Below are 18,180 nucleotides of genomic sequence, written 5' to 3' on the forward strand. Positions count from 1 at the left end.
GAGCGCACTTTCGGCCTCGCCGCTCTTACCGTCTGCCCGTGGTCGCGCTGCTGCCATGGGCCATGCTCGTCGCCATGGCGACAGACATCATAGGCATGCCGCGGGCCGGACCGGATGCGTCCTGGCTGTCGCGGCGGTTACAGACCAATCGGCTGGAGTACCTGGATCGCGACGATGTCGATGAACTCAAACACAAGGTCGTCACCGCGCTCGACCGGGGCGGGCGGCGACCGCGATTCGGCACCTACGAGAAGCACGCTCAGTTGGCGTTGGCTGAGGTGCCAGATGTCCCCGCACCGAGGATTCTCGAGATCGGATCCGGCCTCGGCGGGCTGTCACGCAAGCTGCTTGAGCTGCACCCCACCGCTGAGGTGACGGTCACCGACGTCGATCCCGGTTTCGTCGCCGATATCGCAGCCGGGGATCTGGGCAGTCACCCACGCGCCACGGTCCGGGTGATGGACGCCACCGCGATCGACACCCAGGATGGGCACTACGACCTCGCGGTATTCGCGTTGTCGCTGCATCACTTGGCACCACCGCTGGCCGCCCAGGTGTTCAGCGAGGGGACGCGGGCGGCGAGAAAGCTGTTGATCATCGATGTCCGCAGGCCATCGATACCGTTGCACTTGGCGATGTTGGCGGCGGTCCTGCCGTTCACTCGAGTGCCGGTGGTGCACGACGCAGTCATCAGCGGCCTCCGCGCCTACAGCCCGTCAGCACTAAGGGCGCTCGCCCATCACGCCGACCCGGCGATCACCGTCGAGTTCCGCACCCGACGGATGGGCCCGACAGTGATGCTTGCGAGTCGCAACTAGCGGGACGAGGGGTGGACGACTCATCGAACGACCGCAATGTGCTGCGGTCGCCGATGAAACTGCGTTGCGCGCCACGCGTCGATGAACTGCGACTTCTGTCACTTCGACACTCGGGTGACGAGACATAGTCCGTTGCACTGGATTTCCACACTTGACTACCGGACGACACAGGAGAACACCGACAGAACATGACGTCGCACGAAGGGCCAGCGCATTGTTTCAAGTAGTGCCCAGCAAAGCGCCAACGGAGTAGGATCCCGACCATGTGGGGGCCGTTGTTGGTGCTGGCACTTTTGACGACGATCAATCCCGTGCGCCTTGGCATCATCCTTCTGGTGCTGTCTCGGCCACGGCCGATGCAGAATCTGCTCGCCTATTGGGCAGGCGCCTTGATCGTGGGACTTGCCACCCTGATCATTCCGCTTATTGCGCTGCATGCCACGCCGACATCGGCCTCTTTTGCAAGAGACTTCGCGCACCCCACCGCGAACCCCACCGCCCAACGCACCGCGATCGGCATAGGCGTAATCCTGCTGTCGGTCGCCGCGCTGATGGTGGTGCGCTCATTGGTGCGGTCACCGAGCAACGGCGGTGGGCTCCCGATGCCCGATCGGCACGGCAACGCCAGCACCTCGACGCTGGTTCTTGATTCGACTGCACCGCCCGTGTTCTCACGGCTACTGACCACCACTCAGGACGAGGCCACCGAGGGTGGATCCCCCGTTCGTCGATTGCTCAGGCACGCCCGCAAGGCGTGGCAGAACGGCAATCCGTGGATCGCATTCGTCATTGGCCTCGTGGTGCTGCCACCGCTGGACGGAGTTCTCTTCGCGCTCGCCATCATCGTGGCCTCGGGAGCCGCGCTCGGAGTGCAGGTCGGCGCTGCCGTCGCGTACATGATCGGTGTGCTCGTGATTGAGGAGATCATTCTCTTCAGCAATGTGTTTGCGCCCGCGAAGACCCAGGCAGTACTGCAACGACTGCACGACTGGGCGCAGGCTCACCACCGAAAGTTCGTGGCTGCCATCCTGACTGTGGTTGGGATTTCGCTCGTCGTCCGGGGCTTGGGTGGCTTCTGAGTTCGTGATGGGCGTCATCGATAATTGATTCGTCGAAGGGAGTTACATGTCTGCACGCGTCGAGCAGTTGGAGTTTCAGGCCGAGGCACGCCAGCTACTGGATCTGCTGGTCCACTCGATCTACTCAAACAAGGACTCCTTTCTGCGGGAGCTGATCTCAAACGCCTCCGATGCGCTGGACAAGCTGCGCCTGGAAACGCTGCGCAACAAGGACCTCAACGTTGACGCCTCAGATCTCCACATCGATATCGAGGTGGGGCAGGATCCACGCACCCTGACCGTTCGCGACAACGGCATCGGCATGACGCACGACGAAGTCGTGGATCTGATCGGCACTCTCGCGAAGTCAGGTACCGCCGAGCTGCGTCAGCAGTTGCGAGAGGCCAAGAAGTCCGTCTCAGAGGAACTGATCGGTCAATTCGGTATCGGTTTCTACTCGACATTCATGGTGGCAGACAGGGTCGAGCTGCTCACCCGCAAGGCGGGCGAGAGTGGAGCCACCAGGTGGGTGTCGAGCGGTGAGGGCACCTACACCATCGAATCCATCGATCCTTCCGATCGCGAGGTTCCGGTCGGAACGTCGGTGACATTGCACCTCAAACCCGAGGACGCCGAGGACGAACTGCATGACTACACCTCGGAGACCAAGATCAGGGAGCTGGTGAAGCGGTACTCCGACTTCATAGCGTGGCCCATCCGGATGCAGGTCGAGCGCCGGGCCCCTGCTGCCGAGGAGGGTGGCGAGGAGAGCGTCACGCTCGAGACGCAGACCCTCAACTCGATGAAGGCCCTGTGGGCCAAGTCCAAGGACGAGGTCTCCGACGTCGAGTACAACGAGTTCTACCGGCACATTGCGCACGCCTGGGATGACCCGCTCGAGGTCATCTCGATGAAGGGCGAGGGCACCTTCGAGTACCAGGCGTTGCTGTTCATCCCTTCGCACGCCCCGATCGACCTGTTCTATCGGGACGCCAAGACCGGGGTGCAGCTGTATGTCAAGCGCGTCTTCGTCATGGCTGACTGCGACGAACTCATGCCGAGGTACCTGCGCTTCGTCAAGGGCGTCGTCGACGCACAAGGCATGTCGCTCAACGTCTCTCGAGAGATATTGCAGCAGGATCGCCACATCACGGCGATTCGTCGTCGCCTGACCAAGAAGGTTCTCGCGTCCATCAAGATTCTGCAGACCGAGCGGCCACAGGACTACCGCACCTTCTGGTCCCAGTTCGGCGCCGTGGTCAAGGAGGGCCTGACGTCGGACTTCGACAACCAGGACGCCCTGCTGGGCATCTCCTCGTTCCACTCCACGCACAGCGACGAGGAACTCACCACTCTGGCCGAATACGTCGAGCGCATGAAGGACGGTCAGGAACAGATCTTCTATGCCACGGGCGAGTCGGTACAGCGACTTCTGAAGTCACCGCATCTGGAGGCGTTCAAAGCCAAGGGGTATGAGGTACTGCTGCTCACCGATCCGGTCGACGAGATCTGGGTGGGATCGGTGACCGAGTTCGACGGCAAGCCGCTGCAGTCGGTGGCCAAGGGTGAGGTGACCCTCGACACCGAGGATGAGAAGGCGGCGCACGAGGCCGAACGCCAGGATCAAGAGCGGGATTTCGCCGATCTGCTCACCTGGTTGAAGGAGACGCTGAGTGAGGATGTCAAGGAAGTCCGGTTGTCCACCCGCCTGACGGAGTCACCGGCCTGCCTCGTAACCGACACCTTCGGCATCACACCGGCGCTCGCGCGTATGTACCGGGCTTCCGGGCAGGTGGTTCCCGTCGGGAAGCGGATTCTCGAGATCAACGCCAATCATCCACTCGTGACAGGGTTGCAACAGGCGCACCACAACAGCGGCGACGATTCCTCACGGGCGGGCGAGCTCGCCGAGACCGCCGAATTACTCTATGGAACAGCCCTTCTCGCCGAAGGCGGTGAACTCGACGATCCGGCGAGATTCGCTGCGCTCATCGCGGACCGGCTCGCCCGCACGGTTTAGGGTCACGGCCGAACAGGGCTGGAGAATCACCGGATTCTCCGGCCGGCGCCGATGTAGGCTGATCGCTGGGGCAGCATTGCGCGGTGTGGGGAGGACCCGTGAAAGATCTTCTCAGAATGCTGGTATCGGGCACTCTCGGGATGGCAGTGTTCGGATCATTGCTGTTCGTGCCCGCCGGTACGTTCAACTACTGGCAGGCGTGGGTGTTCTTGGCGGTGATTGTCACCGCATCATGGATCTCCAGCATCTACTTTCTGCGCACGAATCGCGCAGCGCTCCAGCGCCGCAAGTTGGCGACCGAGACGCGAATGGCGCAGAAATTAATTGCCGCTGGCATCGCCGCATTGTGGGCGGCGATGGTTGTGGTCAGCGTCCTCGACCACCGCTTTGGTTGGTCCGCTGTTCCGGCTGCGATCTCATTGATTGGCGATGTCCTGGTCGCGGTGGGAATTGGCCTGGTGGTGCTGGTGATTGTGCAGAACAGCCACGCAGCCGTGACCGTCCGGGTGGAGGAGGGCCAACAGCTCGTCTCCACCGGTCTCTACGGGCGGGTGCGACATCCCATGTACACCAGCAACATCTTCCTTCTGGTCGGAACGCCCCTTGCGCTGGGCTCGTACTGGGGACTCCTCTTCGTCGTCCCCGGCCTCCTGGTGTTCGCGGTGCGGATCCGCGACGAGGAGAAGCTGCTCTCGGAGGAGCTGGCCGGATACCGCGAGTACATGCAGAGGGTTCGCTATCGCCTGGTGCCCGGCATTTGGTGAGCGACTTCCATCAGCTCTCTATTGCGCGCTCGAGTTGATCGCCGTACTCACCCAGTGCCTGGGGAGTGAACATCTCATAGTGCGTGAAGTCGACCGAGTACGCCGTGATGTCACCGGCAACGTAGGGTCGCCAGCTCAGCAGGTGGAACCGAGCACCCAATCGGTTTCGCAGCGCTCGCCAATGCGACCTCAGGCTGGAGCCGCTCATGACGTCGTTTCTTCTTCGGGCAGCGGAGAATATGACGATATCGCCGTCGAAGACATCCGGCACATGTTCCAGAAGACACAGCTGGTTTGCGTTCAGGCTTTGAATCATGAAATCCACCAGTGCCCTCGGCGGAGGAGCGAACCCCTTCGCCGCCTGCTGCTGGATCAGCTTCTCGGCACGCCGAGACGTGAGCGGACCCCAATGCGGGGGAACATCAATGTGATTGGCCCGCAGGATGTACTCCAGAACCTGGCCCTCGGCCAGAGCTCGGTTTCTCGCGATGGACCTGGTGGTCGCTGCCCTGATCTTGGACATCCTATTGACGATCAATGCGGCGTCAAGTAGGACGAGACGTTGGACTTCACACCCCCTCCTACGGAGTTCAATGGCGAGCTCGTGGGCGACGACGCCGCCGAGAGACCAGCCCAGAATCTTGTACGGACCGTTGGGATAAAGGGTTTGGATCCGGTCTGCGTAGTGTGCCGCCATCCCTCGTATCGATGTGGATCCGATCTCGTCGCCCTGTGGGACTTGGTTAATGCCGATGATCGGGCATTCGAGATAGTCACCCAGTGCCCGATAGGACCAACTCAGCCCGAAACCGTCATGCACACAACACAGCGGTACGCCGTCGCCCTCCTTGAGGATCTCGATCGGGAGCACTTCGTCCTTCTTGTCAGCCTTGACCACCTCCTGGGCCAGGCCTCTCGCCGAGGGTGCGTCGAATATGGCGCGAACCGGCAGGCAAGCGCCCATGGCTTCGTTGGTCTTGGCGATGACCTGCATCGCCAGAAGCGAGTCCCCACCCAGGTCGAAGAACGAGTCCTGGGCTCCGACCCGGTCGATGCCAAGCACCTCGGCATAGATGCCGACCAGGATCTCCTCGGTGAGCGTGGCCGGGGCCCGGTAGTGCTCGACGTCGGTGTATTCCGGTGCCGGCAGGGCCATCCGGTCCAACTTGTCGTTGACCGTCAAGGGCAACGCGCCGAGCACCACCACCGCGGCCGGGACCATGTACGCCGGGAGCCGTTCGGCCAGCACGGCACGCGCGTGGACCGGGTCTGCGGTGCCCGTGATGTAGCCGACGAGGCGTTTGTCACCGACGCGGTCCTCGCGGGCGATCACCACCGCCTGCTCGACCCCAGCCACCTCGGCCAGCGCGGCCTGGATCTCGCCGAGTTCGATGCGATACCCGCGGATCTTGACCTGCTCATCGGCGCGACCCAGATAGTCCAGTTGCCCGTCCGCACCCCAGCGCACCAGATCTCCGGTGCGATACATCCGTTGTCCCGTTCCGCCGAACGGGCACGCCACGAACCGCGCCGCGGTCAACCCGGTTCGGCGCACATAGCCGGCCCCCACGCCACGACCTGCCACGTACAACTCGCCGACCACGCCGGCGGGCACCGGACGCAGCCAGGCATCGAGCACGAACAGCGCGGCTCCCGTGATCGGCGAACCGATCGGTGGCGCACCAGATCCCACCGTCAACGGCGCACTCTTGGACGCCCACATCGTGGTCTCGGTCGGGCCGTAGACATTGACCATCACCCGCCCCGGCGCCCAGCGGTCCACCAGCTCATCCGGACACGGCTCAGCGCCGATCACCAACGCCGCCGACCCCAATCCCTCCGTCGAGAGCATCCCCACAGCAGAGGGAGTTTGGGACAGAACTGTCACCTGCTCGGTGACCAGCAGGGTGTGGAACTCCTCCGCGGAGCGGGCTACCGAGTCGGGCACCACTATCAGCCGGCCACCATGCAGCAACGCAGCCCAGATCTCCCACACCGAGAAGTCGAAGGCGTAGGAGTGAAACTGCGTCCACACCTGCCCCGGCGCCAAGTCCACGCCGATGTCCAGAGAGTCGAACAGCTGCACGACGTTGTGGTGGGTGACCGCCACTCCCTTCGGTGTGCCAGTGGTGCCCGAGGTGTAAATGATGTGGGCGAGGTCGTCAGGGGCCGGGCTGGGCAACGTCGTGCTTGGTTGCGTGTCGATGCGGGGGTCATTGAAGTCGATGACCGTTATGTCGCACTGGCTCAGCCGCTCCGCCAGCTCGGCGGTGGTTACCGCGGCAACCGGCGCCGCATCGGTGAGCATGAACTCGATCCGCGCGTCGGGATGTGCCGGGTCGATCGGCAGATACGCCGCACCGGTCTTGAGCACCGCCAGTATCGACACGATCGCCTCGGCGCAGCGATCGAACAGCAGCGCAACGGACTGTCCCGGGCCCGCGCCGTGCTCGGCCAACTCATGCGCCAACCGATTCGCGGCACTATCGAGTTCGACGTAGGTCAGTGAGTTGCCGTCGCAGCTGAGCGCCACCGCATCCGGCGTGCGTGCCACCTGCGCGGCGAACAGCTGTGGAATGGACTCGCCGGCGCCGGTTTTGGTCAGCGCCATCCGGTTGCTGAACTCGTCGAGACGCATATGCTCGTCGTCGTCGAGAACATCCAACGATGACAGCGACTCGGTCGGGTCAGCGGTAAGCGCGGCCACGATACGCGTCAATCGCTCCACCAGCGTCGCCACGCTTGCGGTGTCGTAGACGTCGGTGCGGAACTCCACCGACCCCTTGATCCCGGCCGGCGCACCAGTAGCGGCGAAGCGTTCCTCCAGCGAGAACGCCAGATCCATCCGGGCGCTCTCGGTGTCGGCGGACAGCGGTCTGACCTGGACATCGCCCATGGCCGACTGTGCGGCCGGGTCACCACTGTCCTGCCCGGCGAAGTTCTGCCAGCCCAGCATCACCTGAATCAACGGATGATGCGCCAGGCTGCGGGTCGGGTTCAGCCGATCCACCAGAATCTCGAACGGCACATCCTGATGCTCGAAGGCGGCGACACTGCGCTGGCGCACCTGGGCCAACAACTCCGCGACCGTCAGATCGCCACGCAGATCGACGCGCAACACCAACGTGTTGACGAAGAAGCCCACCAATTCGTCAAGCGCCGGGTCCTCACGTCCGGCGATCGCAAATCCCACAGCCACATCGGAACTGGCACTCAGTTTCGACAACAGCACTGCCAGGGCGGCCTGTACCACCATGAAACTGGTCGCGTCATGTTCACGGGCGACCCTCGCGATCTGCTGCTGCAACTGCGCCGACCACTCCACACTCACGCTCGCCCCGCGGAGATCGGCGACCGGCGGATAGGGCCGATCAGTGGGCAGCTCCAGCCGTTCGGGCATCCCGGCCAAGGCATCCTGCCAGTAAGCCACCTGCGCTGAGATGCGGCTGTCAGGATCGCTCAGATCACCCAGCTGTTCGCGCTGCCACAGCGTGTAGTCCACGTACTGCACCGGCAGGGGCGCCCAGCTCGGTGTCTGTCCCGCACACCGGCTGATATAGGCCACCCCCAGATCGCGCGCCAGCGGGGCGATCGACCAGCCGTCGGCGGCGATGTGGTGCACCACCATCACCAGCACATGTTCGTCCTCGTCGACCCGGAAAAGGGTTGCTCGCAAGGGGATCTCACTGGCCAGATCGAAACTGTGCCGCACCGCCGTGCCGACGGCCTCCGCCAGCCGGTCCTCCGACCAGCCGAAGGCATCAACCACCTGCCAGCCGAAGTCGGCTCGATCAGCGGGCACCACCACCTGGTGGGGTACCCCCTCGGTCGCCGCGAACACAGTGCGCAGACTCTCGTGGCGACTCACCACATCACCCAGTGCGGCACCCAGAGCCGCCACATCCAACGGGCCGCTGATCTGATACGCAGTCGGCATGTTGTACACCGGCGAAGGCCCCTGCAACTGCCCCAGGAACCACAACCGGTGCTGCGCAAACGACAGCGGCACTAGGGCCGGCCGATGTTGCGGTGTCAGTGCCGTCCCCGCGGGGTGACCGGAATCCGCTCCGATCCGAATCCCCAACTCGGCCACAGTTGGAGAGTCGAAGAGGGCTCGGATCGGGATATCCACACCCAGGTCAACCCGGATTCGCGCGATCAGCCGTGTCGCCGACAGTGAGTGCCCACCAAGATCAAAGAACGAGTCATCGATACCGACCCGTGCCACCCCGAGAACGTCTGCGAACAGTGCGGCCAATGCCCGCTCTCGACGGTCGCGCGGCGCCCGATACGCCACCCCACTGGTGAACTCCGGGGCCGGCAGAGCGCGAGGATCGAGCTTTCCGTTGACCGTCAAGGGCAGCGACTCCACCATCATGATCGCCGCCGGCACCATGTACGCGGGCAGCCTGCCAGCCGCAAACTCGCGAAGTTCCGCCACACGTTCGACCGCCGAGGGGTCGTTGACGTACTCGGCGAGGGAGCCAATCTGTTTGGTCGGCAGGTAGACATCCGACAACGCCGGGACCAGTTCTGTGGTGTGGGTGTAGATCACGTCCATGAGCCCTGCTGTCGGCGACCAGGTGACCGCCGTGGCATAACCCAGTTCCTGGCCCAGCAGATGACACTGATGCGGTAATACCGCATCATCGGGAGCGGCGATGCCAGCACGCAACTCGTCGACGGTCGTCCGATCGCCAGCCTTCGCCAGCGCATGCACCAGCGCGACATCGGGCCAGATCCCGGCATGAGGCACCCCGGCGACCCGCACTTCCGGCAGCTGTTCGGAGTGCAGGAACTTCCGCAGCCGGGCCAGGCTCCCGAACCGCTGCCACGGCTGCGACGGAAGGTCTGCCGCCGAGTGCACAGGAGCTGACACCGGTGCCTTGCGCAGCACCACCTCGTATCGAAAACCACTGAGCTCGTTGACCGCGTCCATAGTCTTGAGCTGCACATCCACCGCGCCGATATCGGAGAGATGCTGCGGCAGAGCCGCGAAGAACTCCGGGGACACCAACAGTTCCTGCTCGGCCAGGATCTCTCGGCGCACCCGCTCGCAGACCACGGGAGCCGACTCCTCAGCACCAGTGGCAGCACACACCACGCCTGTGGTGAAGGCCCGCAGCAACGACAGATTGCGCACATCACCGACGTACACCGCCCCACCCGGTGCCAGTGCCCGCATCGCCACCGCCAGCACATCCATCAGGTACCCCGCGCTCGGGAAGTACTGGACGATCGAATTGAGCACCACCACATCGAAATGACCCTGCGGCAACCCATCTGACGCATCGGCCGGCTGTACCCGCAACCGCACCCGATCGCCCCATGACTGGCCACCCACCGCAGCCGTCAATGTGTGAATAGTGGGCGCGGAGAAGTCTGTACCCCAATACTCGTCACACTTCGGCGCCACGCGGGCAAGCAACAGTCCCGAGCCGACGCCGATCTCCAACACACGCCGCGGCCGCAGCGAGAGAATCCGATCGACTGCGGCCGAACGCCAGTGGCGCATCTCCTCGAGCGGGATTCGCGTACCGGTGTAGCTGCTGTTCCAGCCCCCGAAGTCCTCGCCCAGTTCGGTTTGCGCGCCGTCGGTGAACGACTCGCCGGTGTACAGATCCTCATACACCTCCTGCCACTGCTCAACGAGCTGGACTTCGCGCGCCGGTTCCCGGACTAGCCTCATCTGCCGATCCGGCACCACATAGCCCACCAACTGCTTGTCGCCGGGTCGGTCCTCGCGGGCGATGACGGCCGCCTGTGCAACCCGCGGATGGGCCGCCAACACGGCTTGGACTTCCCCGAGTTCGATGCGGTAACCGCGGATCTTGACCTGCTCATCAGCACGGCCGGCATACCGCAACTGCCCATCGGCACCCCAGGACACCAGATCCCCGGTCCGATACATCCGGGTGCCGGGTGCGAACGGGCAGGCCACAAACCGTGAACCCGTCAACGACGGGCGCCGCACATAACCCACCCCGACACCGCGACCGGCCACATACAACTCACCGACCACTCCGGTGGGCGCAGGGCGCAACCACTGGTCCAGGACGAACAACGCCGCACCCGGCACCGGCAATCCGATCGGCACCACACCCGAGCCGGCTTGCATCGGGGCGCTGATCGTGGCGTACACCGTGGTCTCCGTCGGCCCGTAGCCGTTGATCATCACCCGCCCCGGCGCCCACCGATCCACCACATCGAGCGGGCACGGTTCGGCGGCCACCATCAACGCCGCCGACTCCAACCCATCCGGCGCGAGCATCCCCACCGCCGACGGGGTCTGGCTCAACACACTGACCCGCTCACGTGTGAGAAGGGCCTGTAGATCCCGCGGGGAGCGCGTCAGATCCTCGGGCACCACCACCAACCGGCCCCCATGCAGCAGCGCACCCCAGATCTCCCACACCGAGAAGTCAAAGGCCAACGACGAACACTGCGCCCACACCTGCCCCGGACCCAACACCACACCCACATCAAGACCATCGAAGAGCCGCGTCACATTCTGATGCGTGACCGCAACACCCTTGGGCACACCCGTGGTCCCCGACGTGTAGATGACATGCGCGACATCATCAGCCGCCGGACCCGGCAACCCACTACTGGGACACCCCCCGATACGCCGATCCCCGACATCAACGACCACCACCCCACACCCAGCCAAACGATGCGCCAAACCCGCCGAGGTGATCGCCGCAACCGGCGCCGCGTCAGCGAGCATGAACTGCACCCGCGCATCCGGATGAGCCGGATCAATCGGCAGATACGCCGCACCAGACTTCAACACCGCCAGAATCGACACGATCGCCTCAGCCGACCGATTCAACAACAGGGCCACACACCGACCCGGCCCCGCACCCAACCCCACCAACAAGTGCGCCAACCGATTCGAGTCCTCATCCAACTCCCGATACGACAACGAGGCACCCGCACAACTGACCGCCACCGCATCCGGTGCGCGCAGAACCTGCGCCGCGAACAACGCCGGAATCGACACCCCCGCCACCGACTCACCCAACACCGCACGATGACCGAGCCCATCCAAGCACTCACGCTCAGCCCCGTCGAGCACATCCACCGACGACAACAACCGCATCGGGTCGGCTGTCATCGTCTCCAACACCCGCCGCCACCGCCCGATCAGCACCTCAACGCTGGCCGGGTCGAACACATCGGTGCGAAACTCCACCGTGCCCCAGATCCCGGCCGGTGCACCGTCGTCGTCCCAGTGCTCACGCAGGAAGAAGACCAGATCCATTCGGGCAGTGTGGGTCTCCGCCGAGAGCGGCGTGGCCTGCACATCCCCCAGGTTCAGCGCGGTTGCGGCATCATCGTCCTGCCAGGGCAGGTTCTGCCAGGCGAAGATCACCTGGATCAGGGGGTTGTGGGTCAGGCTTCGCGTCGGGTTGAGCCGCTCGACCAGCACCTCGAACGGAACGTCCTGGTGCTCGAAGGCGGCAAGGCTGCGCTGGCGCACCTGATCCAGCAACTCGGCGATGGTGGGGTCCCCAGCCAGATCGACCCGCAGCACCAGGGTGTTGACGAAGAACCCCACAAGTCCGTCCAACGCCGGATCGCGACGCCCGGCGATCGGGAAGCCCACCGCCACATCAGAGCTGGCGCTCATCTGCGATAGCAGTACCGCCAGCGCGGCCTGCATCACCATGAAGCTCGTCGCGTTGTGCTCACGAGCGACCCGGGCAACCTGCTGTTGCAGTTCGGCAGGCCAGTCCACGGCCACACTGGCGCCGCGATAGTCGCTCACGGGAGGATAGGGCCGATCGGTAGGCAACGCCAACCGCTCGGGCAAGCCGGCCAGGGCCTGCTCCCAATAGGCCAACTGCGCCGCGATGGGGCTATCGGCATCCGCCAGATCTCCCAGATGCCTACGCTGCCAAAGGGTGTAGTCCACATACTGCACCGGCAACGGCGCCCATTCTGGCGCCCGTCCCGCGCTCCTGCTGGCATACGCGACGCTCAGATCGCGCACCAGGGGCGTTATCGACCAACCGTCCCCGGCGATGTGATGCATGACGGCAACCAGTACGTGCTCGTCCTCTGCAACACGGAAAAGCCAGGCCCGCAACGGTATCTCGGAGGACAGATCGAACGCGTGACCCACCGCTCTCCCGACGGCCTCACCGAGGCGCTCCATCGACCAGTCGGTGGCATCAACGATCTGCCAACCAAAGTCCGCTTGCTCGGCGGGCACGACCACCTGCCGGGGCACACCCTCGACCGCCGGCAGCAGCGTGCGCAGGCTCTCGTGGCGACCCACCACATCACCCAGTGCCGCCCCCAACGCCGGCACATCCAGCGTGCCATTGATTCGATACGCGGTCGGCATGTTGTAGGTGGCGACCTCGCCCTCGAACCGGCTGAGGAACCACAGCCGGTTCTGGGCATACGACAACGGCACCACCGTCGGACGCTCCAACGGCGCCAAGGACGGCAGCCCGGCTGAACCCTCCCCGATCCGCGGCGCCAGCAGGGCCACGGTGGGCGCGTCGAACAGGACCCGCACCGCGAGGTCGGTGTCCAAGCTGGTGTTGATCGCGGCAATCACGCGCATAGCCGACAACGAGTCCCCACCCAGATCGAAGAACGAGGCGTCGACCCCAACTCGCTCCAGCCCGAGGACCTGGGCGTAGATACCGGCCAGGATCTCCTCGGTGGGAGTGGTAGGGGCGCGGTACCCGTCACCGGTCTCGGCGTACTCGGGTGCGGGCAATGCCCGCCTGTCCAACTTGCCGTTCACCGTCAACGGCAGCGCATCCAGGACCATGACCGCGGACGGAATCATGTAGGTCGGCAGCCGATCCGAGAGTCGGGCGCGTATCTCGGCAGGATCCGCGGTGCCCGTGATGTAGCCGACCAGACGCAGGTCGGCTGGGCGGTCCTCACGGGCGATCACCGCCGCCTGCTCGACACCGTCCAGATCGGCCAGGGCGGTTTGGATCTCGCCCAGTTCGACGCGATACCCACGAATCTTGACCTGCTCATCAGCACGACTCACGTAGCGGAGCTGACCGTCGCCACCCCAGGACACCAGATCTCCGGTGCGATACATCCGAGTGCCCGCACCCCCGAACGGGCACGCGACGAAACGCGACCCGGTCAACCCGGCGCGACCCAGATAGCCACACGCCACGCCACGACCGGCGACATACAGCTCACCGACCACCCCGGTGGCCACCGGACGCAACCACTGGTCCAATACGAACAGCGCGGCGCCGGGCACCGGCGAGCCGATCGGGATCACACCCGGGCCCACCGTCAGCGGCCCGCTTCTCGACGCACACACCGTGGTCTCGGTCGGGCCGTAGCCGTTGATCATCACCCGCCCCGGCGCCCAGCGGTCCACCACATCAACCGGGCAGGGCTCACCGGCCACCAGCAGCGCCATCGACGCCAAACCCTCTGGGGTCAGCATCGCCAATGCCGACGGAGTCTGGCTCAACATGCCGACCTGTTCAGCGATCAGCAGGGCCTGCAGGTCCTTCGGCGCGACCCCCACATCCTCGGGCACCACCACCAGCCGTCCACCGTGCAACAACGCAGCCCAGATCTCCTCCACCGATGCGTCGAAGCCATAGGAATGCCACTGCGCCCACACCCGCGCGGCCAGCTGAGCGTCCGGCGATGCCAGCAACTGGGTGACGTTGTGGTGGGTGACGGCCACCCCCTTCGGAATGCCGGTCGTACCCGACGTGTAGATGATGTAGGCGATGTCATCGGCCGCCGGCGGCGGCAACACGGTGCGGGGTTGGGCGCTTACTCGCGGATCACTGCTGTCGATGACCGGCAGATCCGACCCGTCCAGCCGCTCGGCAAGCCCGGGGGTCGTAAGAACGGCTATCGGCGCGGCATCAGCGAGCATGAACTCGATCCGGCCGTCGGGAAGCGTCGGGTCGATGGGCAGATAGGCCGCCCCCGTCTTGAGCACTGCCAGCATCGCCACGATTGCCTCGGCGCACCGGTTGAACAGCAGCCCAACGCACCGTCCTGGAGCCGCGCCCTGGGCGACCAAGAAGTGCGCCAGGCGATTTGCCGCCTCATCGAGTTCCCGGTACGTCAGTGAGCTGCCGTTGAAGGTCACTGCCGCTGTCTCCGGTGCGCACGCCACCTGCTCGGCGAAGATCGCCGGAATCGACACCGCGGTGGCGGGCTGGCCAAGTACCGCCCGGTTCCCCCATCCATCCACCCGGGCATGCTCATCAGCGTCAAGCACATCCACCGACGACAACGACCGCGCCGGGTCGGCGGTCATAGCCATCAACACCCGCTGCAGGCGCTCGATCAGCGTCTCGATGGTTGCGGTGTCGTACACGTCCGTCCTGAACTCCACTGTTCCCGCGATACCCGCAGGCTCACCGGCTGCAGTCCAGCTCTCAGACAGGGAGAACGTCATGTCCATGCGGGCGGCTTGAGTGTCGGCGGACAGCGGACTGACCTTCACATCACCCAACGTCGAGGAGGCGGCGGGATCCCTGGCGAAGTTCTGCCAGGCCAACATGACCTGCACCAGGGGGTGATGGGTCAGGCTTCTGGTCGGGTTGAGCCGATCGACTAACACCTCAAACGGCACGTCCTGGTGCTCGTAGGCCACCAGGCTGCGGTGACGCACCTGGTCCAGCAGCTGCGCGACGGTGGGGTCCCCGGACAGATCAACCCGCAACACCAGGGTGTTGACGAAGAAGCCCACCACGTCATCGAGCGCCGGATCACCACGTCCGGCGATCGGGAAACCCACCGCCACATCAGAACTCGAGCTGAGCTGCGACAGCAGCACCGCAAGGGCTGCCTGCACCACCATGAAGCTGGTCGCGTTGTGCTCGCGGCCCACCACGTGCATCTGCTGCTGAACCTCGGCCGGCCAGTCCACGGCCACCGTCGATCCGCGGAAATCAGCCGCCGGCGGGTAGGCCCGATCAGTGGGCAACTCGAGGCGTTCGGGCAGCCCGGCCAGCGCCTGCTCCCAGTAGGCCAACTGTGCCGATATCACGCTGTCGGGGTCGGACTCGGCACCCAGCCACTCCTGTTGCCACAGCGTGTAATCCACATACTGCACCGGCAACGGAGCCCAGTCGGGGGCTTGGCCGCCACACCGGCTGGCATAGGCAACCCCGAGGTCACGTGCCAGCGGCCTGACCGACGCACCGTCGGCGGCGATATGGTGTACCACCGCTACCAGCACGTGTTCGTTATCGTCGGCACGCAGAAGCGTTGCCCGTAAGGGTATCTCGTTGGCCAAGTCGAATGGGCGAAGCGCCGCGAGACCGATGGCCTCACGCAGTCGCTCCGGCGGCCAGCCACGAGCGTCAACCACCTGCCAGCCGAAATCGGCCTGCTCGACGGTAACCACCCGCTGTTGAGGAATCCCCTCGGGTGCCGTGAACAGGGTGCGCAGGCTCTCGTGGCGACCCACCACATCGCCGAGCGCCGCACGCAACGCATCAGCATCGAGGCTCCCGCTCAGCCGCAAGGCCACCGCCATGTTGTAAACCGGTGAGGGTCCCTGCAACTGATCGAGGAACCACAATCGCTGCTGGGCGAACGACAGCGGCACCACCCCCGGCCGCTCCTGCTCCGCCAACGGCGCACGGCCGCCCGAGGACTCACCGATACGCGGCGCCAACTCGGCCACCGTGGGCGCCTCGAACACCGCGCGCACAGCGAGCCCGCCACCCAGGCTGATATTGATCTCGTTGATCACCCGCGTCGCCGACAGCGAGTCTCCGCCCAGGTCGAAGAACGAGTCGTCGACGCCGACGCGATCCAGACCGAGTACCTGGGCGTAGATTCCGGCAACGATCTCCTCGACCGCGTTGGCCGGAGCGCGGTAGTGGCCAATGTCGGTGTACTCCGGTGCCGGCAGTGCGCGCCGGTCCAGTTTGCCGTTGACCGTCAATGGCAGCGCGTCCATCACCACGACCGCGGTCGGCACCATATAGGCAGGGAGTCGCTCGGCCAACGCGGCGCGCAGCGCAGCCGGCTCTGCGGTGCCGCTCAACGACTCGGTGATGTAGCCGACCAGCCGCTTGTCCCCGGGGCGGTCCTCGCGAGCTATCACCACCGCCTGCTCCACACCGTCCAGATCAGCCAGGGCCGTTTGGATCTCGCCGAGTTCGATGCGATAACCGCGGATCTTGACCTGCTCATCGCCGCGGCCCAGATACCTCAGCTGCCCATCGGTGCCCCACGACGCCAGATCTCCGGTGCGATACATACGTGTGCCAGGTGCCCCAGAACCCCCGAACGGACACGCCACGAACCGGGACCCGGTCAACCCGCCGCGGCGCCAGTACCCGCATCCGAGTCCGGCACCGGCCACATAGAGCTCGCCGATGACACCTGCGGGTGTCGGCTGCAACCGCCTGTCCAGCACCAGAAAGGCAAGATGGGCCAACGGCACCCCAATGGGACTCACACCACTGTCGGCGTCGCCTGCCACGATCTCGCGGAACGAGGCATGCACTGTCGTCTCGGTGGTGCCGTACATGTTGATCAAGCGCGGCGTTCCCAGATGGCTGTCCAGCCACGTCCGAAGTCGCTGCGGTTCAAGCGCCTCCCCTGCGAACACCACACTCTCCAGCTTCAGCTGACGCCCCAGTTCGGGATGTAGTGCATCGGCGGTCTGCAAGGCGTAGAACGCTGATGGGGTCTGGCTCAACACGGTCACCTGTTCGGCAACCAGCAGGGCGTGGAAGTCCTGCGGCGAGCGTGTCACCGACTCGGGCACCACCACCAGCCGCCCGCCGTACAGCAGTGCGCCCCAGATCTCCCACACCGAGACGTCGAAGGCCAGCGAATGCCAAAGCGTCCACACCTGCCCCTCCAGCTCCAGGGCGCCGTCCAACGACTCCAGTAACTGGGTCACGTTGAGGTGGGTGATCGCCACGCCCTTCGGCACACCCGTGGTGCCCGAGGTGTAGATGAGATAGGCGACATCGTCGGGCGACGGCACCGGCACCGGGGTGATGGGTGAGGTGGCGATGCGCGGGTCGTCGGCATCGATCACCGGCAGCTCACACCCCGCCAACCGCTCGGCCAGCCCAGCGGTGGTCACCGCCACGATCGGCGCGGCGTCAGCCACCATGAACTCAATCCGCGCATCGGGATGCATCGGGTCGATCGGCAGATACGCCGCACCGGTCTTCAGCACCGCAAGAATCGACACAACCGCCTCAATCGAATGCGGGAATAGCAGTGCCACAATCTGTCCCGTGCACGCCCCCTGCACGACCAACAGATTCGCCAACCGGTTGGCCGCCTCGTCGAGCTCCCGATACGTCATGCAGTGGCCGTCGCATGTCACCGCCACGGCCTCCGGGGCACGTGCCACCTGCGCGGCGAACAAGGCCGGTATCGACGCCGACATGCGGAACTGCTCGATCAGGACCGCCCGGTTGCTCCACCCATCGAGCCGGGCGTACTCATACTCATCCAACAGATCCATCGACGACAACCGTCGAGTGAAATCAGCAGCCACGATCATCCCCCCAGAGCAGCCA

Annotated in this window: 5 protein-coding genes; 4 read left to right on the top strand and 1 reads right to left on the bottom strand. The window is 64.9% G+C overall.

Annotation, left to right across the window (positions count from 1 at the left end; all coding sequences use genetic code 11):
• The first annotated feature begins 74 nt into the window (after positions 1–74).
• From ABIA65_RS12880 to ABIA65_RS12895, 4 genes are all read left to right on the top strand, one after another.
• Positions 75–818 (top strand): class I SAM-dependent methyltransferase, encoded by a 744-nt coding sequence (locus tag ABIA65_RS12880; protein ID WP_502919550.1) that lies wholly within the window; start codon positions 75–77, stop codon positions 816–818.
• A gap of 263 nt (positions 819–1,081) precedes the next feature.
• Positions 1,082–1,897, top strand: coding sequence for a GAP family protein (locus ABIA65_RS12885; RefSeq protein WP_241402955.1), 816 nt, complete (start codon positions 1,082–1,084; stop codon positions 1,895–1,897).
• Positions 1,898–1,943: 46 nt separating this feature from the next.
• Entirely contained in the window at positions 1,944–3,896 is a 1,953-nt protein-coding gene (gene htpG, locus ABIA65_RS12890) for a molecular chaperone HtpG (protein ID WP_241402954.1), read from the top strand.
• 98 nt (positions 3,897–3,994) lie between these two features.
• Entirely contained in the window at positions 3,995–4,660 is a 666-nt protein-coding gene (locus ABIA65_RS12895; protein ID WP_241402953.1) for a methyltransferase family protein, read from the top strand.
• A gap of 10 nt (positions 4,661–4,670) precedes the next feature.
• Here ABIA65_RS12895 and ABIA65_RS12900 read toward each other — a convergent pair whose 3' ends face one another.
• Positions 4,671–18,158 (bottom strand): non-ribosomal peptide synthetase, encoded by a 13,488-nt coding sequence (locus tag ABIA65_RS12900; protein ID WP_354523723.1) that lies wholly within the window; start codon positions 18,156–18,158, stop codon positions 4,671–4,673.
• Positions 18,159–18,180: the final 22 nt, after the last annotated feature.

Origin of the sequence: Mycolicibacterium sp. 624 (assembly GCF_040548615.1) — a bacterium.
Lineage (GTDB): Bacteria > Actinomycetota > Actinomycetes > Mycobacteriales > Mycobacteriaceae > Mycobacterium.

What these genes read in the sequence shown, in the direction of transcription:
- ABIA65_RS12880 (WP_502919550.1), top strand. Translation starts at nt 75, where the DNA reads ATGGCGACAGACATCATAGGCATGCCGCGGGCCGGACCGGATGCGTCC.
- ABIA65_RS12885 (WP_241402955.1), top strand. Translation starts at nt 1,082, where the DNA reads ATGTGGGGGCCGTTGTTGGTGCTGGCACTTTTGACGACGATCAATCCC.
- htpG (WP_241402954.1), top strand. Translation starts at nt 1,944, where the DNA reads ATGTCTGCACGCGTCGAGCAGTTGGAGTTTCAGGCCGAGGCACGCCAG.